General features: G+C 58.4%; 23 protein-coding genes and 1 pseudogene. 21 read left to right on the plus strand and 3 right to left on the minus strand.

What is annotated here, in order from left to right:
• Positions 1–42 precede the first annotated feature (42 nt).
• Together FBX99_RS20725 and FBX99_RS20730 are read left to right on the plus strand one after the other, a co-directional pair.
• On the plus strand, positions 43–744 hold the full coding sequence (locus FBX99_RS20725; protein ID WP_145132688.1) for an SOS response-associated peptidase family protein: 702 nt from the start codon (positions 43–45) through the stop codon (positions 742–744).
• Positions 745–870: 126 nt separating this feature from the next.
• Entirely contained in the window at positions 871–1260 is a 390-nt protein-coding gene (locus tag FBX99_RS20730) for a hypothetical protein (RefSeq protein WP_145132690.1), read from the plus strand.
• Between the two features lie 21 nt (positions 1261–1281).
• Here FBX99_RS20730 and FBX99_RS20735 read toward each other — a convergent pair whose 3' ends face one another.
• Both FBX99_RS20735 and FBX99_RS20740 read right to left on the minus strand, forming a co-directional pair.
• Positions 1282–2307, minus strand: a complete 1026-nt coding sequence (locus FBX99_RS20735) for a phage portal protein (protein WP_145132692.1) — start codon at positions 2305–2307, stop codon at positions 1282–1284.
• Positions 2304–4064, minus strand: coding sequence for a terminase ATPase subunit family protein (locus FBX99_RS20740; RefSeq protein WP_003199774.1), 1761 nt, complete (start codon positions 4062–4064; stop codon positions 2304–2306). The genes FBX99_RS20735 and FBX99_RS20740 overlap by 4 nt, the downstream gene beginning before the upstream one ends.
• 167 nt (positions 4065–4231) lie before the next feature.
• On the opposite strand from FBX99_RS20740, the gene FBX99_RS20745 reads away from it, so the two are divergent.
• The 13 genes and pseudogenes from FBX99_RS20745 to FBX99_RS20800 all read left to right on the plus strand — a co-directional run bounded on the left by FBX99_RS20745 (position 4232) and on the right by FBX99_RS20800 (position 10975).
• Complete coding sequence (locus FBX99_RS20745; protein ID WP_145132694.1) at positions 4232–5062, plus strand: GPO family capsid scaffolding protein; 831 nt, start codon at positions 4232–4234, stop codon at positions 5060–5062.
• A gap of 43 nt (positions 5063–5105) precedes the next feature.
• Complete coding sequence (locus tag FBX99_RS20750) at positions 5106–6125, plus strand: phage major capsid protein, P2 family (protein ID WP_145132695.1); 1020 nt, start codon at positions 5106–5108, stop codon at positions 6123–6125.
• Between the two features lie 3 nt (positions 6126–6128).
• On the plus strand, positions 6129–6830 hold the full coding sequence (locus FBX99_RS20755) for a terminase endonuclease subunit (protein WP_145132697.1): 702 nt from the start codon (positions 6129–6131) through the stop codon (positions 6828–6830).
• A gap of 104 nt (positions 6831–6934) precedes the next feature.
• The gene (locus tag FBX99_RS20760) at positions 6935–7396 is read left to right on the plus strand and encodes a head completion/stabilization protein (RefSeq protein WP_145132699.1); all 462 of its coding nucleotides are present in this window, start codon (positions 6935–6937) and stop codon (positions 7394–7396) included.
• Entirely contained in the window at positions 7396–7608 is a 213-nt protein-coding gene (locus FBX99_RS20765; RefSeq protein ID WP_003199765.1) for a tail protein X, read from the plus strand. The genes FBX99_RS20760 and FBX99_RS20765 overlap by 1 nt, the downstream gene beginning before the upstream one ends.
• Before the next feature lie 45 nt (positions 7609–7653).
• Positions 7654–7977 carry a phage holin, lambda family gene (locus tag FBX99_RS20770; RefSeq protein WP_003183304.1) on the plus strand — a complete coding sequence of 108 codons (324 nt, stop codon included), beginning with the start codon at positions 7654–7656 and terminating at the stop codon, positions 7975–7977.
• The gene (locus tag FBX99_RS20775; protein ID WP_145132701.1) at positions 7974–8816 is read left to right on the plus strand and encodes an N-acetylmuramidase family protein; all 843 of its coding nucleotides are present in this window, start codon (positions 7974–7976) and stop codon (positions 8814–8816) included. The genes FBX99_RS20770 and FBX99_RS20775 overlap by 4 nt, the downstream gene beginning before the upstream one ends.
• Complete coding sequence (locus FBX99_RS20780) at positions 8813–9295, plus strand: hypothetical protein (protein WP_145132703.1); 483 nt, start codon at positions 8813–8815, stop codon at positions 9293–9295. Before FBX99_RS20775 ends, FBX99_RS20780 begins: the two co-directional genes overlap by 4 nt.
• Positions 9292–9498: a hypothetical protein gene (locus FBX99_RS20785; RefSeq protein ID WP_145132705.1), complete on the plus strand. Its 207-nt coding sequence runs from the start codon at positions 9292–9294 to the stop codon at positions 9496–9498. Before FBX99_RS20780 ends, FBX99_RS20785 begins: the two co-directional genes overlap by 4 nt.
• A complete protein-coding gene (lysB, locus tag FBX99_RS29265) occupies positions 9495–9938 on the plus strand; it encodes an Rz-like lysis system protein LysB (RefSeq protein ID WP_145132707.1) in 444 nt (147 codons plus the stop codon). The genes FBX99_RS20785 and lysB overlap by 4 nt, the downstream gene beginning before the upstream one ends.
• Positions 9850–10038, plus strand: a pseudogene (lysC, locus tag FBX99_RS29040) (Rz1-like lysis system protein LysC); the annotation flags it as partial. The gene lysB and the pseudogene lysC, both read left to right, overlap by 89 nt.
• Entirely contained in the window at positions 10035–10511 is a 477-nt protein-coding gene (locus FBX99_RS20795; RefSeq protein ID WP_145132709.1) for a phage tail protein, read from the plus strand. The pseudogene lysC and the gene FBX99_RS20795, both read left to right, overlap by 4 nt.
• The gene (locus FBX99_RS20800) at positions 10508–10975 is read left to right on the plus strand and encodes a phage virion morphogenesis protein (protein WP_145132764.1); all 468 of its coding nucleotides are present in this window, start codon (positions 10508–10510) and stop codon (positions 10973–10975) included. The genes FBX99_RS20795 and FBX99_RS20800 overlap by 4 nt, the downstream gene beginning before the upstream one ends.
• Here FBX99_RS20800 and FBX99_RS20805 read toward each other — a convergent pair.
• Positions 10972–12189 carry a hypothetical protein gene (locus FBX99_RS20805; protein ID WP_145132711.1) on the minus strand — a complete coding sequence of 406 codons (1218 nt, stop codon included), beginning with the start codon at positions 12187–12189 and terminating at the stop codon, positions 10972–10974. The genes FBX99_RS20800 and FBX99_RS20805 overlap by 4 nt on opposite strands.
• 123 nt (positions 12190–12312) lie before the next feature.
• Between FBX99_RS20805 and FBX99_RS20810 the strand changes: the two genes are divergently transcribed.
• The 6 genes from FBX99_RS20810 to FBX99_RS20835 are packed head-to-tail and all read left to right on the plus strand — an operon-like array spanning position 12313 to position 17106.
• Positions 12313–12885 carry a phage baseplate assembly protein V gene (locus tag FBX99_RS20810; protein WP_145132713.1) on the plus strand — a complete coding sequence of 191 codons (573 nt, stop codon included), beginning with the start codon at positions 12313–12315 and terminating at the stop codon, positions 12883–12885.
• A complete protein-coding gene (locus tag FBX99_RS20815) occupies positions 12882–13226 on the plus strand; it encodes a GPW/gp25 family protein (RefSeq protein WP_145132714.1) in 345 nt (114 codons plus the stop codon). The genes FBX99_RS20810 and FBX99_RS20815 overlap by 4 nt, the downstream gene beginning before the upstream one ends.
• Entirely contained in the window at positions 13223–14134 is a 912-nt protein-coding gene (locus FBX99_RS20820; RefSeq protein ID WP_145132716.1) for a baseplate J/gp47 family protein, read from the plus strand. The genes FBX99_RS20815 and FBX99_RS20820 overlap by 4 nt, the downstream gene beginning before the upstream one ends.
• A complete protein-coding gene (locus tag FBX99_RS20825) occupies positions 14134–14751 on the plus strand; it encodes a phage tail protein I (protein WP_145132766.1) in 618 nt (205 codons plus the stop codon). Before FBX99_RS20820 ends, FBX99_RS20825 begins: the two co-directional genes overlap by 1 nt.
• Positions 14748–16649, plus strand: coding sequence for a phage tail protein (locus tag FBX99_RS20830; RefSeq protein ID WP_145132718.1), 1902 nt, complete (start codon positions 14748–14750; stop codon positions 16647–16649). Before FBX99_RS20825 ends, FBX99_RS20830 begins: the two co-directional genes overlap by 4 nt.
• A gap of 19 nt (positions 16650–16668) precedes the next feature.
• Positions 16669–17106, plus strand: coding sequence for a phage tail assembly chaperone (locus FBX99_RS20835; protein ID WP_145132720.1), 438 nt, complete (start codon positions 16669–16671; stop codon positions 17104–17106).
• Positions 17107–17211 lie beyond the last annotated feature (105 nt).

The raw sequence follows: 17211 nt of genomic DNA on the forward strand, positions 1-17211 counted from the left end.
GGTCAATTTTGTATAGGAAAAATCTGACAGGCGGGACAACCCATGTGCGGGAGATTCGTACAGTACGAAGGGATGGCAGTGTTCATAGAGGAGCTAGGGCCACAGCTTCCCCTATTCAGCGGTTTCGATGCAGAACCGATAAATCGGTACAACATCGCCCCGACGACTCGCGTGCAAATCCTGCACACCAGCGATGCCGGCCTTCACATCACCCCTATCAGGTGGGGCTGGTCGCCATTTTGGGCGAAGGGAAAACGCCTCGATCCCATCAATGCGAGGGTTGAAACCGTCACGACGGGGAAGTTCTTCAAACAGCTTTGGCCGAACGGACGTGCCCTGGTACCAAGCGAGGGCTGGTATGAGTGGATTAAGGATCCCAACGACCCGAAGAAAAAACAGCCTTATTTCATCCGACTGAAAACCCAGAAGCCTATGTTTTTTGGCGCCCTCGCGCAGGCCAGACCAGGATTGGAGGGCCAAGAAGGTGACGGTTTCGTCATCATCACCGCTGCCAGTGATCAGGGCATGGTGGATATCCATGATCGAAAGCCTCTAGTGCTTTCACCGGACCTGGCTCGCGAGTGGTTGAATCCTGATCTGGATTCTGGGCGGGCAGAGAAAATCGCAAGAGAGCATTGTCGCCCAGTGGAGGAGTTCGAGTGGTTTCCCGTAGGCAAGGCTGTAGGAAACGTAAAAAATCAAGGCGAAGAATTAATAGCGTCTATTTCCAGCAAGGTGGAATGATAAAAAAATTCAGATCCTCAGGTAATAGGCTAGGATCCAGCTGGTATTTTCCAGACCTAATACAGCGTAAGACGCTCGAATCAGCGGCACCCAACGATTAACAATTTTAGGAAGAGGGACAGCAGAATGGGGCAGGATAATTTTCACGCAAGCGTCCAGTATGGCGACTTCAAAGGTACCGTCGCTGCTGACCGGCACGATCAAGACGACATAGGCAAATACCTCCAAACGAAAGGTCTGATCAATCAGGGCGAATTTCTGGTCGGTATCGAAGCTTATGCGTGTGAACTGATGGGAAAGCCTCAAGTAACTGATGTGGACGTTACAGTTCTAGTAACCCAGTACGAAGGGTACGAAAATGTTCAAGAGGCCGTTGATTCGGGCAAACCACTCAAGGTTCGTAAAATTAAGTTAGAAATGCCCCTTGTTGAGTTCTTCACTCTTTTCAAGCGATTCAGCCTAGCGATGTCAAGCCATGGCATGATTGATAATCGCGAAGTCATATTCGACGATTAAAATGAACTGCTGTGCCCTTGCCTAAATCGCCGGGGCCAGCTCATAAGGTTTGAACCGCATCACCTCTTCACCTAACCAATCATTCAACTGCATCATTCGCGTCTGGATGGGCTCCAGCTCGTTGGCTGCATAGATCTGTGTCGCCTCTCTGATCGATCCAAATCCACCCGCGTTCTGCGGCACGATACCCATCAACTGCGGTGGAATCCGCAGGCTAGCCAGCACATCGTCACGGGTCTGATTCTTGATCGAGTTGAATTCATCCTTAGCCGCCACCTCGCTGACGGGGATGAGTTGAATCCCGTCCTTCTTGCCGGTCGGCGAATAGACAAACAGATTCCGAAAATTCCCCGGCCCCTTCGAATCCTTCAACGCCTTGCGTAAGGCATCGATGTCCGCCTCGGTCTGGGCTGCGTCGGTCATGTACAGGATGAAACCGGCGTGGCTACCGTTCTCGTAATACTTGCGCCGGAACAGCGTCGCCGACTCGTTCAACAGCGCCGACTGCAACGCACTGATCCACTCGGGCAGCCCATAAATTTCCTGGTGCAAATCCGCCTCGCGCAGGTGGAAGATGCTCCCGGGCTCAAACGCATGCTCATTCTTCCAGCCCTGTACCTGGTAGAACTGCCCCTCCGGCCCAACCCGCATGTACTTCGCCAGCGACGGCACCAGTTGCCGCGTGCTGCCCAGCACCGAACGGCGTTTCTCCAGATACCCGTTGCCCAGGCACAGAAAATCCAGGGCGAACTGTTCAAAAGCCGCCCGGGACAACATCGGATGCGGGACAAACGTCTTGCTCAACAGGTTGCGCTTGAACATCAATCCTGAATGCAAATGCACGCTCGCGCCCACTGAGCGGGCCAGGCCGTTAAGCGACAACGGCGGCTCATACCACCGCCCGTTGAACCAGCACTCCAGATAGTCGAACACCTCCCGACCACCCAACACCGGTGTAGGCTCCCCGAAGCTGAACACCTGGGTACCCGCACTGGCGGCGTCGAGGGTGGCCGGCAGTAGCTCTTGGCTGGCGAGTTGTTCGGTCATGTGAAAATCTCCATTCGCCCGGTATTGGCAGCGGTCTGCCCTTCGAGCGGTTCGTTCTGCAGTGCGTGGAAGAGCGCCCAGGCCAGGTCGGCGTGGCCGGTGTTGTCGTTGCGGCCGGCGGTGTAGGTGAACTGGCGACCGCCTGCGGTGATGGTTTTGCGAATCGCCATGAGTGACTGGGCCATGTCGGTCCAGCCGGCGTCGAACTCCAGCCGCCCCTTGTGGATCACGTCGTAGGCCTTGAGTACCAGACGGGTTTTCACCTCGGGGGAGTAGCTGAAGGTGGTCACCGCCGGGAAGAACTGGCGCACCAGCTGGGCGACGCCACTGCCGAGGCCGGTGACGTCGATGCCGATGTAGGTCACCCAGTAGCGGTCGCACACTCCCTTGATGGCGGCGGCCTGGGCGGCGAAGTCCATGCCGCGAAACTGGTGGCGCTCGAGCACACGGAATTTGCCGCCCGGCACCAGTGGCGGCGCGACCACCACCAGACCGGAGCAATCGCCCGTCTCGGCCGGGTCATAGCCGACCCATACCTGGCGGTCGCCGAACGGACGCATGGCGAAAGGTTTGTAGTCCTCGGCCCACTCCACCCAGCTATCGACCATGCAGGACTGCAACACCGACAGCGGGAAGATGCTGGCGCCGTCATCAACGAACTCGCACATCAGCAAGTTGGCGAACGCCTCAGGGCTGTACTCCCGGCGCAGCTCTTCGATGTCGAATAGATCGCAGCCGCCCCGCTCCGCGTCGAGGATGGTGACAATCTGGCGCCACAGCCGGTCCTCACAGAACCGCCCCTGTTGGAGCGCGCCGTGGGTCACATCAACCTTGGTGTGCTGCGCAGCGGGCTTGCCCTTGTTGAAGCGCTCGCCCGTCCAGAAGGTGTACGCCTCGTGGGCCATGCTCGATGGCGTCGAAAAGTAGGTTTTCCTCCACTTCTTGTGCATCGCCATGCCCGAGGCGACCTTGTTCAACTCCTCGAATTTGAACGTCCAGAAGAACTCGTCGAAGTAGAAATTGCCGTGATAGCCCTGGGCGGTGCGGGCGTTGGTCCCGAGGAAAAACAGCTCGGCGCCGTTGGGCAACACAATCGGGTCACCGGTCAGCTCGACGCCGATGACTTCCCGGGCGAAGGCCTGGATGTAGCCACGGAACAGGTAGGCCTGGTTCTTCGAGGCCGACAGAAAAATCTGATTGCGACCGGTGTCCAGGGCGTCGATGAACGCCTCGCGGGCGAAGTAGTACGTGGCACCGATCTGGCGGCTCTTGAGGATGACGCGGGTGCGTTGGTTGCCGGCCCGATACCAGTCTTTCTGGTAATCGAAACAGCCATCGATGAAGGCCTCGCGCAGCAGCTCGATCTGGTCTTCGCTGATGTCGTTTTTCGGGGATTTTTTCTTCGGCCCCTCGTTGCGCTTGGCGAGGTTCGGGTTGAGATCGGTTTCGGTACCGCCGCCCTGGAAGCGTTGAATACGGGCCTGGCGTTCAAGCTGGCGGTGCAGCAGGTCGATCTCCTTGAAATCGCCGCCAGTCTTGTTGTCCTTGAGGATCAGCTGCACCAAGCGCGCTTCCAGGGCGCCGCCGATGCGCTCGACGTTGTCGGCCCGGTCCCACTCGTCGCGGGCCTTCCAGCTGTGTAGCGTTTTTTCTTTTTCGCCCGTAGCCTCGGCAATCTCGCAGATGCGCCAACCCATCCAGTACAGGAACTTGGATTGGCGTCGCGGATCGATAGGCAGCAGGGTGGTCGTCGTCATGGCCGAGATGCTGCCGCCCACGGCGGCGACTCAATAGCGCCGCCCCTTGTACCCTCCCCGCCTACAGTCCCGTCTCGTTGCCGCCGCTCGCGCCCGTGACGACCATGCCCTTCATTGCAACGCACTGCTCAACCCAGCAGGCGCCCCACGCACTGAGGATTCCCGGCATGAAGAAGTTTCGCAGCAACTGGTTCCGCGTCGCCGTCGAGGGCGCTACTTCGGACAAGCGCACCATCAAACGCAGCTGGCTGGAACAGGCCGCCAAGAACTTCAACCCGTCCACTTACGGCGCCCGCATCTGGCTGGAGCATTTCCGCAGCCTGTTGCCCGACAGCCCGTTCAAGGCCTACGGCGACGTGCTGGCAGTGAAAACCGAAGAGGTGGACATCAACGGCCAGAAGAAACTGGCCCTGTTCGCCCAGGTTGAGCCGACCCCAGAGCTGATCGCCATGAACAAGGCGAAACAGAAGATCTACACCTCCATCGAAATCGACGACAGCTTTGCCGACACCGGCGAGGCCTACATCGTCGGCCTGGCTGTTACCGACTCGCCCGCCAGCCTGGGCACCGACGTTCTGGCGTTCTCTGCCCAGAAACCTGACGCCAGCCCCTTCAAGGATCGCCACTACTCGGCAACGTCGATGTTTACCGAGGCGGTGGAAACCGAGTTGAAGTTCGAAGAAATCGAAGAGAAGCCCAGCATCGGCGCCCAGCTGTTCAACAAGGTGCAAGCGCTGCTGACTGGCAAGCAGGCCAAGGACGACACCGAATTCGCCCAGATCGGCGAAGCCGTCGAAGCCATCGCCGAACACGTCAAGGATCTGCCCGACCAACTGGCCGCAGAAAAGCAATTTTCCGCGGGGCTGAAAACCCGGCTCGACCAGATCAGCACGGAACTCACAGAGCTAAAAACCAAGCTCTCCACCACCCAGGACCACAACCAAAAGACGCGCCCTCCGGTTACCGGTGGCGACAAACAGGTCATGACCGACTGCTGACAGCCGGCCACCCACAGCCCCGAACAAACGAAGGACGATATTCATGCGCAACGATACTCGCGAACACTTCAACGCCTACTTGAGCCAGCTCGCCCGACTCAACGGCGTTTCCTCAACCACCGCGACCTTTTCCGTTGACCCCACGGTTCAGCAGACGCTGGAAACCCGGATGCAGGAATCCAGCGAGTTCCTGGGCAAGATCGGCATCATCGGCGTCGATGAACTCCAAGGAGAGAAAGTCGGCCTGGGTGTCAGCAGCACCATTGCCGGTCGTACCGACACCACCGGCAACGGCGTGCGCCAACCTCGTGACGTCTCCTCCCTGGACAAGAAAGGCTACGAAGCCAAGAAAACCGACTTCGACACCGCCATCCGCTACGCGCAGCTTGACGCTTGGGCGAAATTTCCAGACTTCCAGGCTCGCCTGCGCGACGCGATCCTCAAGCGCCAGGCGCTCGACCGCATCATGATCGGCTTCAACGGTGTCAGCGCAGCCGCTACGACCGACCGCCAGGTCAATGCTCTGTTGCAAGACGTCAATGTCGGCTGGCTGGAACAGTACCGTCTCAACGCACCTGCGCGAGTCCTCAAAGAGGGGAAAACTGCCGGCAAGATCATCATCGGCAGCGGTGCCACCGCCGACTACAACAACCTTGATGCATTGGTGTTCGACGCGGTCGCCAACCTCATCGACCCATGGCACCGCAAGGATCCAGGCATCGTCGTCATCCTGGGCAGCAATCTGGTACACGACAAATATTTCCCGCTGATCAACAAGGAACAGCCAGCCTCCGAAAAACTGGCAACCGACATGATCCTTTCGCAGAAACGCATGGGCGGGAAGCAACCGGTCGAAGTGCCATATGTTCCAGACGGCTCGGCGTTGGTCACCACCCTGTCGAACTTGGCTATCTACTGGCAGATCGGTGGTCGGCGTCGTTATGTCAAAGAAGCACCGGAAAAAAACCGCATCGAAAACTACGAGTCCAGCAACGACGCGTATGTAGTCGAGGATTACGGCCTTGGCTGCCTGATCGAAAACATTGAGCTTGAGGAGGCCTGATTCATGGCTAACAGCCTCGCCAAGCGCCACTACCAGCGCGTCACTGCCGCCATCGAGGCGGCAGCGACCGAGCCCACCCAAACCATGGCCGGCGCCACGGCTTACGAGCATCAGCTCAACCAGCTGCTGCAAGACCGCCTGCGCCTGAAACAGGTCCAGTCCAACCAGGGCAAGGCCGAACTCAAGCGCCAGTTGCTGCCGAGTTATGAATCCTATGTGCAAGGTGTGCTGGAAGGCGGCCAGGGCGCCCAGGACGAAGTACTGACCACCGTCATGGTCTGGCGCTTCGACGCTGGCGACTTCACCGGTGGGCTCGACATCGCGACCTACGTGCTGGAACACAAGATGGTCATGCCCGACCGCTTCGCCCGCACCTTGGGCTGCCTGGTCGCCGAGGAAGTCGCCACGGCAGCCTTCAAGGCTCAGAAGGTTGGCGAACCGTTCGACCTGACGATCCTGCACCGCACCGCTGAACTCACCGACGCCGAAGACATGCCCGACCAGGCCCGCGCCAAGCTGTTTCTCGCCATGGGCCGCGCCACGCTGGAAGGCATCACCGAAGAGGCCCCAGGCCAACCCGGCAAGCTCCAGGCCGGTGTGGATCTGCTGAAAAAAGCCATCGCTCTGCACGACGCCTGCGGTGGCAAGAAAGATCTGGAGCGGGCCGAACGCCTGCTCAACAAACTTGCCGGCCCTGCCGGCTAACCGAGCGTCCCCACGCACCCCGCCGGCTCGGGGCGGATCGGCCAGGCCGCTCCTCCTGAACGTGAAGCCCCGACCACCGGCGACCTATTTTTGAGTGCTGTTCCATGAGCGGATTCGTAGCCGGCGGCACAGTCGCCAGCGGCCATATCAACACCGACGCCTTCTGGCCCTCCATCGATCTGGATCAATTGCGCGCCACGCTGAGGATCGACGCGAGCGTCACCGCGCCGCGCCTGGAAACCGCCGCTGTGGCCGCCGCCATCAGCGTCAACCGTGAGCTGAGCGAATGGCGAGCCAGGCAGGAAGCCGCAGGCCATGCCGAACTGGCAGATGTTCCTGGTGACAAGATCAACGACGTATCGGTACTGGAGCACCTCTACCGCCGCGCCATCGAAGCCGCCACCGGTGCCGAAGTGTGCGAGCGCTACCGCTCCTACGACACCACCAACAGCGGCAACCAGAACGCCGAAAACCTCACACCAAACATCGACGATTACCGCCGCGACCTGCGCTGGGCCGTGCGTGACTTCCTCGGCATCAACCGCACTACCGTGGAGCTGATCTGATGCCCGTCACCGTCCGCGCCTTTCAAAACGACACCGTTGACGCCCTGTGCTGGCGTCACTACGGCCGCACCGCCGGCGTAACCGAAGCGGTACTCGAAGCCAACCCCGGCCTGGCCGACTACGGACCGATCCTGCCCCAAGGCCTGGCTGTGCAAATGCCCGAAGCCCAGACGGCCGCCCCACAGCGGCAGATGGTGAACTTATGGGACTGATCAACCTGCAGCGAGCCCACGAACCTACCCATCCTGGATTACGGAATGAAGCGCATGCCTGAACGTCCCGACACCTGGGCCTGGCTCGCCGCCTGGCTCGAACAGAACTGGCCGGCCCTATACGCGGGAATCCTGGCCCTGACCATCGCCGCCCTACGGATCATGTACGGCGGCGGAACCCTGCGCCGGATGGCAGTTGAGGCCCCGCTTTGCGGTGCCCTGGCACTGGCCGCCAGTCATGGCCTAGCGCTGCTCGGTATCCCCGCCTCAACCGCACCGTTCTTCGGCGGAGTAATCGGTTTGCTTGGAGTCGAGGGGACTCGCGCCGCTGCCAAGAAATTTTTCACTCGCAAGGTAGAACAGCTATGACGACGCTCCGCCACGGCGACCGCTCGCAAGCGGTGCGCATCCTGCAAAAAAACCTGAACGACCACGGCGCCAGGCTGGTGGTGGACGGCGACTATGGCGATTCCACCGAGGCCGCCGTGCGGGCGTATCAGTTGAAAGTCGGCTTGGTCGCTGATGGAGTGGCCGGCGAAAAAACCCAGGCCAGCCTGGCCGGTGGCGACTGCCAGCTCTTGCTGAAAAACGAAGACCTGGTGCAGGCTGCGCAGATCCTCGACGTACCGTTGGCGAGCGTATATGCCGTCAACGAGGTGGAATCCAAGGGCAAGGGATTCTTGGCGAATGGCAAGCCGGTGATTCTGTTCGAGCGACATATCATGTATCGCCAGCTCACCACACCGCGCCACGACGGCGACAACCCCGACGAACTCAAGCGCCACGCCGACCAGCTCGCCGCCGGCAACCCGGCTATCGTCAATCCGAAGCCCGGCGGCTATGCCGGCGGTACTGCTGAACACCAACGCCTGAGTCATGCACGTCTGATCGATGACACCGCCGCGCTGGAATCTGCCTCATGGGGTGCGTTCCAGATCATGGGCTTTCACTGGCAGCGCCTGGGCTATGTCAGTGTGCAAGCGTTTGTAGAAGACATGAGCGCAGGCGAGTCTCAGCAGCTCGCCGCCTTCGTGCGCTTCATCCAGACCGACCCGGTACTGCATAAGGCGTTGAAAGGCCGTAAATGGGCCGAATTCGCCAAGCTCTACAACGGCCCGGACTATCAGCGGAACCTGTACGACATCAAGCTCCAACGCGCCTATGAGCGGCACGCTGAGTGCGGCTGCGGCCAAGGGGTAGCGGCATGAGCCTCCCTCAAATCGCTTACCTTGAAATCAGTCCGAGACAAACCGGAAAAACCGAACGGCTAATTCAACGTGCCCAACCCTACCTTGTGGCGGGTAGGAAGGTTTGTTTCGTTACCTTGAAGGGGCTGGTCGAAGATCTGCGCCGCCGCTTGCCTGGCGCGGTGATTCTGGAAGACGGCGAAGACGTGCTATTCGGCGAAGACGTTGAAAACGCTGTTTGGTTTTACGACGAATTCGATTGGCTCAATTCGACCAGAATCCGGGCCGACGCCTTTTACGCAACCACACCGAGATTCCAACGGACGGCGGGCGTTAATACCGCCGAAAACGATCTGCTGTTACGTCTGATCGAAGCCAATAACCGGCACTTCTGCCGTTACACCTGGCAGATCCATATGTCCGACATTCTCGAAGAGGCCCGTGCTTCGCACAGCCCTGAGGAATTCCGGCTGCTCTATCTTGGAGAATTCCTAAAATGATCGACCTTGAACGCGTGCAACAGTTGAACGTGAAGGACGGCGATCTGCTGGTGGTGCCCGAAAGTACCGAACAAGCCGATATGGAGCTGCTGTGCGAAGCACTGGCCTACGTGACACCAGGTTGCCGGGTAGTCGTCATGCGAGGCCCCGTGGAGCGACTGGACGTAGGCGACATGAACAAATTGGGTTGGTACCGCGCATGAGTACCTTGCGCCAGGCGCTGTACGGCATCGCCCTGCTGGGCGCCCTGGCGCTGCTCATCTGGGGCCAAGAGCAACGCATCACCGTGGCCGAGAAGAATACCGAACTAGCGGGGAAGGACACCAAAATCGCCCGCGGTGAAGCTGACAAGCTGCGCGCCAATCTCAGCACCCTGCAAAGCACCCTGAACGACGAGCGCATCGCCCAGGCTGCCCTGCGAACCCAGCAGGATCAGCTGCGCCAGGGCCTGGCGAAGCGCGAGCAAACCATCGAGGCGCTGAAACGTGAAAACGAAGACCTTCGCAACTGGGCTGACCAGCCTTTGCCTGAGCTTGCTCGCCGGCTGCGCGAGCGCCCCACCCTCACCGGCGCCGACGCTTATCGTCAGTGGCTGTCCGGCCGTGGTGCCCTGCACCCTGCCGGCGACAAGCCCACTCAATAACGGCGATCAGCTCACCGACCAGGACCGCATCGAAGCCGCATGGGCTGAATGCGCGAGCCAGGTAGACATGGTGTTCAAACACCAAAAGGCGGCCCCATGAACAAACCCGAAAGCCTGCGCGCCCATCTGCTGAGTACAGTGGCCGAACTCAAGCACAACCCCGACCGGCTGCTGATCTTCATCGACAACGGCAAAATCCGATGCACCGCGGCTGCCTCGCTGTCGTTCGAATACAGCTTTGATTTACAGGTCATCCTCACCGACTACGCCGGTCACCCCGACAGCGTCATGTTGCCGTTGCTGGGCTGGCTGAGCGTGAACCAATCCGAGCTGCTGGAGAACCTGAACAAGTCCGCCGAAGGCATCCAGTTCGAGGCCGACATCCTGGACAACAGCAAGGTGGACCTGAGCCTGACACTACCGCTGACCGAGCGTGTGGTTGTGGGGAAAGACGCCGACGGCAATACCACCGTCCACCATCCAGGCGAACCTAAGCGCGTAGCCGCACTCCTCGATCCTACGTGGATACCCGGCGCCCAAGGCACCGGCAGTGAATGGGTCGTGCCGAAATGACCAATCGATTGGAAGCACTGGAGGACTGGGCGGCCGGCCTGCTGGGGCAACTTGAACCGGCATCGCGCAACAAACTGGCCCGCAGCATCGGCCAGGCTCTGCGGCGCAGCCAGCAACAGCGGATCATCGCCCAGCGCAACCCGGACGGGAGCAAGTACGCACCGCGAAAGCAGCGCAACCTTCGAGGGAAAGAAGGGCGGGTTAAGCGGACGGTGCAGATGTTTCAGAAGCTGCGCACGGCAAGTTTTTTGAAGGTCCAAGGCGACGGCAACGCTATCAGCGTAGGGTTCACGGGAAGGATCGCGAGAATCGCTAGGGTTCACCAGTATGGACTGAAAGATCGAGCCGAACGGGGAGCACCAGACGTAAGATATGATCAACGGCAACTCCTAGGATTTACCGAGGCGGATCTTGATCTGATCCGCGACGGACTGTTGGCACATCTGACTCATCATGAAAGTTAAAATTTTGTACCTGGAGGGTGCACCCGAAGTCGAGGAAACATGCCTGTTTCTAGCCCATGGCTGAAAACCTTATTGAAGGCGTCATAAAAATGCTCATCACCTTCAATAAATCGAGTGTACTGGTGCAGTTCCGTGTATGACAAAGGGATACAGGCTACCCCAGTCGCCTTGTAAAGCTCCAACATAGGAGGGGTATACTCATCATAATCATCATCGAAAAGCTCCCTCAATATCACCAGCGCATATATTCGCCTACCCGTCAAATCCACCTCAACTTCCTTTCCATCTATCAGAAAGGCAAACGGAACTGTTCTTTTCAAATAGCCAATAGCTCCTTTTACTTGACCAAGCCCGCCCTTCAAAGACTTCTTGGTTGCATTTCGTTTCTTCTCAATAGTTTTATTTAACGTACTCTCAAGATTTTGATTATCTTTAGCCTGTATAAGAATCACGCTACGAGCAGTCACCACCAAGACATCGACCACTTCTTCTCTATCATTCACTCTCAGAGGGGCAAGATAGATTTCTTTAGATTTAAATGTACGCTGAAGCAAAGCGACAATCTCTTTTTCTTGGAACGGTCCCGGTTCACTACGTTCCAAAGGAGCCGAACTGAATCCCGGACTGCCATGGTAGTCATGAGCATCAGGACGCATATCGAAGTATATGATGTCATCAGGCATAAGCGATTCTGTAAATGTCACTTTGATTGCTGAGGTGTCATCTGCTTGGCTGCTAAACCGAAACCACTCAGTGATGCGATCAAGGATCAAACTTTGATTCAAACCTTCAATAGAGGGAACAATAGCCCCTCTTAACATATCTCTGTGTCGTTTAGTGGAATGGAATGCGGTTCTATATGCCAGCATCTCCCTTCCAAGCTCATCAAAGAAATGAACATCAACAATTGGTGCTTGGAACAACAAAGAAAATTCTTTAGCCCTAAGCTCCTTTATGAGCACGCCACCTGATGTATAGGGGTGACGCTGATCATCAAAAAATGCAGCTAGGAAGGCGAGAGATCGAACGCCTGGAATTTCGTATGGTATTAGATAGATAAGAAAGCCCTGTCTAACCTTAGCCGTTAAGATTGCTTCCTTAGAAGTTTTTACAATCAATTTCGGGATAGAATCTCCCTTGATAGTTATTGGGAGCAAGCCGATAGACAATTCATGAACTTTACGCATCACGCTTGGATGCAGGATGGAAAGCATCAAATCACTCCTTGATACAACGATGTGTTCCATCACCTTAGCTTAGAAACGGAAACCTGTAGGCCGAGTTCTTACACGGCAATATTGCTGAATTCATACGCGCGTGGCGCCACCATCGGCGCCATGAACGACTTAGCCACCCTCGCCCGCCTGATCGAAAACCTCATCCGCTTCGGCACCATCGCTGCCGTCCAGATGCAGCCCCCGCGTGTGCAAGTCAAAACCGGAGCCCTGACCACTGCCTGGCTGCCGTGGATCGCCCTGCGCGCAGGTGCTGACCGGGAGTGGAACCCGCCGACAGTCAACGAACAGGTTTTGCTGTTCAGCCCCTCGGGCCAGCTCGGCAACGGCGTCGCCTTGACCGGCCTGTTCAGCGACCAGATCCCCGCCAACGGCGACCGCGAAGGCCTGCACCGCGTCACCTACCGCGACGGCACGGTGATCGAGTACGACAGCGTCGTTCACCACCTCAACGCCACGCTCACCGATGGCGGTACCACCAACCTCATCAGCACTGGCGGCATCAACATCGTCGGCAACATCACGCACCAGGGCGATTACAACCAGACCGGCAACCAAAACGTCACCGGCAAAGTCACCGTGTCAGTGGATGTGGTGGCCGCCGGCATCAGTCTGGTGAAACATCTGCACGGCGGCGTCATGCCTGGCAGCGGCAAGACGGGAAAACCGGAATGAACCGACACACCGGCGCCGCCATCACCACCGTGGAGAGCATTGCCCAATCCATGAGCGATGTCCTCAGCACGCGCCTCGGTACCCGGGTGATGCGCCGCGAATACGGCAGCCTGTTGCCCGAACTGGTGGACCAACCTTTCAACGACATCACCCGCTTGCAGGTGTACGCCGCCACCGTCATGGCGCTGATGCGCTGGGAGCCCCGTATTAGCCTGAGCCGCGTGCAGTTCCAGGGCGCCACCCTGCAAGGTCAAGCATCACTGGACATCGAGGGCAGCATCGTCGATAGCAACGAGCCGCTGAGCCTGAGCGTGCCGCTGAACCTTGGGGGTAGCGCATGAACTCATTCGTCGCGATTGACCTGGGCCAGCTCCCTGCGCCCGAAGTCGTGGAGCAAATTGATTACGAGCAGATCCTCGCCGAGCGCAAGGCATATGCAATCAGCTTGTGGCCCGTCGAGGAGCAAGCTGAAATCGCTGCCCGGCTTGAGCTGGAGTCTGAGCCGCTGACCAAGCTGCTACAGGAAAACGCCTACCGCGAGACGGTGTGGCGCCAGCGCGTCAATGAAGCATCCGTCGCCAACATGCTGGCCCTGGCAAAGGGCAACGATCTGGAGAACCTGGCAGGCAACTTCAACGTCAAGCGCCTGGTCATCCAGGCCGCCAAGCCCACAGCCGTGCCGCCGGTACCGTTACTGATGGAAAGCGACGACAGCCTGCGGGAGCGGGCTCAAATGGCGTGGGAAGGACTGAGCACCGCCGGCCCGCGCAATAGCTACATCTTCCATGCGCGGTCTGCTGACGGCCAGGTGGCCGACGCCACTGCCGAGAGCCCCGCTCCGGCCGAGGCGGTGGTGACAGTGCAATCGATCCTGGGTGACGGCACCGCCTCGCCCGCGCTGCTGGCAAAGGTCAATGCCTATCTCAGCGACGATGACCGCCGCCCGGTCGCGGATCGGCTCACTGTGCAAAGCGCCCAGGTCATCAACTACCAGGTCAAGGCCAAGCTGTTTCTCTCGACGTCCGGCCCTGAGAGCGAGTTGATTCTCGCGGCGGCCAATGCTCAGTTGCTGGCCTTCGTGCACCAGCGGCGTCGCCTGGGCCTGGAGGTTTCAGAATCAATCATCCACGCGTCGCTACACGTCGAGGGTGTGCGCAAGGTCGTGCTGGAGAACTGGGCCGACATCGTTGCCACGAAGTACCAGGCGCCGTACTGCACGGCCGTCGATTTGGCGTTGGGGGTTGAATGATGGCTGACGCGCCCCTTCTTCCAAGCAATTCGACGCCGTTGGAGCGCCAAGCGGTGCAGGCACTGGCTCAGATCCAGCGAGTGCCGATTCCGCTGCGCACTCTGTACAGCCCCGACCGGTGCCCGCTGCCTCTTTTGCCTTACCTGGCCTGGGCCTTCTCCGTGGATCGCTGGGACAGCAAATGGACCGAAGCGGCCAAGCGCGCCGCCATCCGCAGTGCGTATTACATCCATTCGCGCAAGGGCACCATCGGCTCACTGCGCCGCGTCGTTGAACCGCTCGGCTACCTGATTGAAATCATCGAATGGTGGCAGACCGTTCCGGTCGGTCCTCGCGCCACCTTCAGGCTCAAGGTCGGCGTGCTGGACACCGGCATCACCGAAGAGATGTACCAGGAACTCACCTGGCTGATTGACGATGCCAAACCCCTGACACGCCACCTCACCGGGCTCGCCATCAGCCTGGAGACCACCGGTTCCGTTCATATCGGCGCCTGCGTCACCGAAGGCGACGAGATTGATATCTACCCACCTACACAGCGAGACATCGAGGTCACGGGCTACATCCATCAGGGCGGCCGTGAACACCAGATCGACACCATGGACATCTACCCATGACAGACCAAAACAGCCAGTTTTTCGCCATCCTCACCGCCATCGGCAAAGCCAAGCAGGCCAACGCGGACGCCCTGGGCATTCCCTGGACATTCGCGCAGATGGGCGTTGGGGACGCCAACGACACCGACCCGATCCCCGACGAGCAGCAGACGCACCTGATCAATGAGCGCCGCCGGGCCCCGCTGAACCAGCTCAGCGTTGATCCAGCCAACCCCAACATCATCGTTGCCGAGCAGGTCATTCCTGAGAACATCGGTGGTTGGTGGATTCGTGAGGTGGGCCTGTATGACGCCGACGGTGACCTGGTCGCCGTGGCGAACTGCGCGCCAAGCTTCAAGCCTCTGCTGACTCAAGGCTCAGGCCGTACCCAGGTGGTGCGGATGAACCTCATCGTCAGCAATACCGCCAACGTCGAATTGAAGATCGACCCAAGCGTCGTTCTGGCAACCCGCACTTACGTGGATTCGAAAATTCGTGAGGAGATGTACAAGCTCGACAACAAGCAGTCTGTGCGCGTAGCAACTACGGGAAACATCGCTCTAACCGGGTTGCAGGTCGTTGATGGAGTGACGCTGCTGGCTGGCGACCGGGTGTTGGTGAAAAACCAGACTACCGCCAAGGACAACGGCCTGTACATCACCGCGACCGCTGCCTGGCAGCGTGCGCCAGATGCCGACACCAGCGTCGAGGTAACTTCAGCGTTACAGGTGTCTGTAGAGCAAGGCGCCACTCAGGCCGACACCCGATGGCAGCTTGTTACGGACGGAGTGATTGTCCTGGGCACCACGGCGCTGACCTTTCAGGACGTAACAAAGGGGTTCGCACCGCTCAACTCGCCAGCGCTGATCAACCCAACGGCAAACACGCCGGCTCAGTTCGACAGCACTTCGAAAATTGCTACAACTGAGTTTGTTAAGAAAAACTCCGGGAACCATGCAGCTATTGGAGGCTTGAGCGCAAACACAACCTTGACCAGCGCCAACACGTTTGGCATGTCATACATGCTCAACTCTGCAACCCCTTTCACCGTCACGCTTCCCCTCGCAAGTACCTCACCAAACGGCGGCGTAGTAACGTTCACCAACGTGTTAACAGCACCAGTGACCCTTGCCTTGCAGGGGGCGGACTATATGACAGGGATTGATGGGGTCGGAGCTGGGGGAAGCATCGTCTTAAGACAGCGGGACACCATTACCCTGTCTTGCGCTGGAACCAATGTTTGGTACGCCGAGGGCGGATCTGTACGGGACTCTCAATCCTCGGCTATTAGATCCTTAATGGGTAACTACTCGGGTATCAAAATTCTGTCTATGGCGTCGGAGCTGACAGCGGCCGATACGGGTGTGGTGTGTATTGGATCATCAGCACTCGCGGGATCAGATGTCACACTGCCTCAACTGTCGACGACAGCATCGGGTCAAACCATTGCAATCTCGGCAGGGGCGGGGGCTTTCAACTTGAAGCCCTTCTCGGGTGACCCTAAAATATCCATCGGTTTATCCGTCCTATCCCTTCTTCCAATTGACGTTTTCGAGAGCATCGTTCTGGTTTCCAACCCAACAGGATGGCGGGTTATCTCTGGAACTGTACTTAACAAATACTCCGGGACGTTCAGCGCCTCTCTGTCTAGTAACGGGTATCACAAGCTTCCAAGCGGTGTGATTATCCAATGGGGCACGGCAGGCACCTCCAACGGATTTGGAACATGGACCTACCCCATAGCCTTTCCCAACTCGGTCTTTCGTGTGTTCGCGAGTAACGATGCAAGTGCTTCCGGCGCAGCCATGTACGCATGCGGTGCTCATCCCAACACTGCAAGTCCAAATGTATCAGCCACTATAGCCAGTCAGTTGGCGACGGGCGGTGATGCCATCTATTTACTGGCTATCGGTTACTGACCATTGAGGAGCCGAACACATGACTATTTTTTCGAGTAAGGCAGCTGGTGGCTTCTACGACGACTCCATTCACTCGGTGCATCAAATTCCAGGGGATGCGGTTGAGATAACCAGGGAGCGACACATTGAACTGCTTGAGGGGCAGTCCATGGGGCTGCTGATTTCAAGTGATGAAGACGGTTATCCGATACTGATTGATCCTCCCCCGCAGCCGCCCGAAATTATCGCTGCCGGGGAACGAGCTTGGCGGGATGCAGAATTAACCAGCACCGAATGGCTTGTAACCCGCCATCGCGATGAGAAGGAACTGAATTTAGTTTTGACGCTTACGGCAGAGCAATTTTCCGAGTTGCTCGTTTATCGTCAGGCTCTTCGTGATTGGCCGCAGAAATCAACGTTCCCTGACACAACGCTCCGCCCAGTAACACCGTCATGGATCGCAGACCAAGGCAAGTGAACACTTCGCCCCAGTTCGTCCTGTAACGCCCTCCCCTACAAGGCCCCGCGCTCGCCCAACCGGCGCGCGCGCGGCAGCCTGTGCACTGTCATCCCAATCACTGCG

It is taken from the genome of Pseudomonas sp. SJZ074, from assembly GCF_007828215.1.
Classification (GTDB): Bacteria; Pseudomonadota; Gammaproteobacteria; order Pseudomonadales; family Pseudomonadaceae; genus Aquipseudomonas.

Excerpts from the sequence above, each read along its gene's own strand:
- FBX99_RS20725 (WP_145132688.1), top strand. The coding sequence starts at position 43 with ATGTGCGGGAGATTCGTACAGTACGAAGGGATGGCAGTGTTCATAGAG.
- FBX99_RS20730 (WP_145132690.1), top strand. The coding sequence starts at position 871 with ATGGGGCAGGATAATTTTCACGCAAGCGTCCAGTATGGCGACTTCAAA.
- FBX99_RS20735 (WP_145132692.1), bottom strand. The coding sequence starts at position 2,307 with ATGACCGAACAACTCGCCAGCCAAGAGCTACTGCCGGCCACCCTCGAC.
- FBX99_RS20740 (WP_003199774.1), bottom strand. The coding sequence starts at position 4,064 with ATGACGACGACCACCCTGCTGCCTATCGATCCGCGACGCCAATCCAAG.
- FBX99_RS20745 (WP_145132694.1), top strand. The coding sequence starts at position 4,232 with ATGAAGAAGTTTCGCAGCAACTGGTTCCGCGTCGCCGTCGAGGGCGCT.
- FBX99_RS20750 (WP_145132695.1), top strand. The coding sequence starts at position 5,106 with ATGCGCAACGATACTCGCGAACACTTCAACGCCTACTTGAGCCAGCTC.
- FBX99_RS20755 (WP_145132697.1), top strand. The coding sequence starts at position 6,129 with ATGGCTAACAGCCTCGCCAAGCGCCACTACCAGCGCGTCACTGCCGCC.
- FBX99_RS20760 (WP_145132699.1), top strand. The coding sequence starts at position 6,935 with ATGAGCGGATTCGTAGCCGGCGGCACAGTCGCCAGCGGCCATATCAAC.
- FBX99_RS20765 (WP_003199765.1), top strand. The coding sequence starts at position 7,396 with ATGCCCGTCACCGTCCGCGCCTTTCAAAACGACACCGTTGACGCCCTG.
- FBX99_RS20770 (WP_003183304.1), top strand. The coding sequence starts at position 7,654 with ATGAAGCGCATGCCTGAACGTCCCGACACCTGGGCCTGGCTCGCCGCC.
- FBX99_RS20775 (WP_145132701.1), top strand. The coding sequence starts at position 7,974 with ATGACGACGCTCCGCCACGGCGACCGCTCGCAAGCGGTGCGCATCCTG.
- FBX99_RS20780 (WP_145132703.1), top strand. The coding sequence starts at position 8,813 with ATGAGCCTCCCTCAAATCGCTTACCTTGAAATCAGTCCGAGACAAACC.
- FBX99_RS20785 (WP_145132705.1), top strand. The coding sequence starts at position 9,292 with ATGATCGACCTTGAACGCGTGCAACAGTTGAACGTGAAGGACGGCGAT.
- lysB (WP_145132707.1), top strand. The coding sequence starts at position 9,495 with ATGAGTACCTTGCGCCAGGCGCTGTACGGCATCGCCCTGCTGGGCGCC.
- FBX99_RS20795 (WP_145132709.1), top strand. The coding sequence starts at position 10,035 with ATGAACAAACCCGAAAGCCTGCGCGCCCATCTGCTGAGTACAGTGGCC.
- FBX99_RS20800 (WP_145132764.1), top strand. The coding sequence starts at position 10,508 with ATGACCAATCGATTGGAAGCACTGGAGGACTGGGCGGCCGGCCTGCTG.
- FBX99_RS20805 (WP_145132711.1), bottom strand. The coding sequence starts at position 12,189 with ATGCTTTCCATCCTGCATCCAAGCGTGATGCGTAAAGTTCATGAATTG.
- FBX99_RS20810 (WP_145132713.1), top strand. The coding sequence starts at position 12,313 with ATGAACGACTTAGCCACCCTCGCCCGCCTGATCGAAAACCTCATCCGC.
- FBX99_RS20815 (WP_145132714.1), top strand. The coding sequence starts at position 12,882 with ATGAACCGACACACCGGCGCCGCCATCACCACCGTGGAGAGCATTGCC.
- FBX99_RS20820 (WP_145132716.1), top strand. The coding sequence starts at position 13,223 with ATGAACTCATTCGTCGCGATTGACCTGGGCCAGCTCCCTGCGCCCGAA.
- FBX99_RS20825 (WP_145132766.1), top strand. The coding sequence starts at position 14,134 with ATGGCTGACGCGCCCCTTCTTCCAAGCAATTCGACGCCGTTGGAGCGC.
- FBX99_RS20830 (WP_145132718.1), top strand. The coding sequence starts at position 14,748 with ATGACAGACCAAAACAGCCAGTTTTTCGCCATCCTCACCGCCATCGGC.
- FBX99_RS20835 (WP_145132720.1), top strand. The coding sequence starts at position 16,669 with ATGACTATTTTTTCGAGTAAGGCAGCTGGTGGCTTCTACGACGACTCC.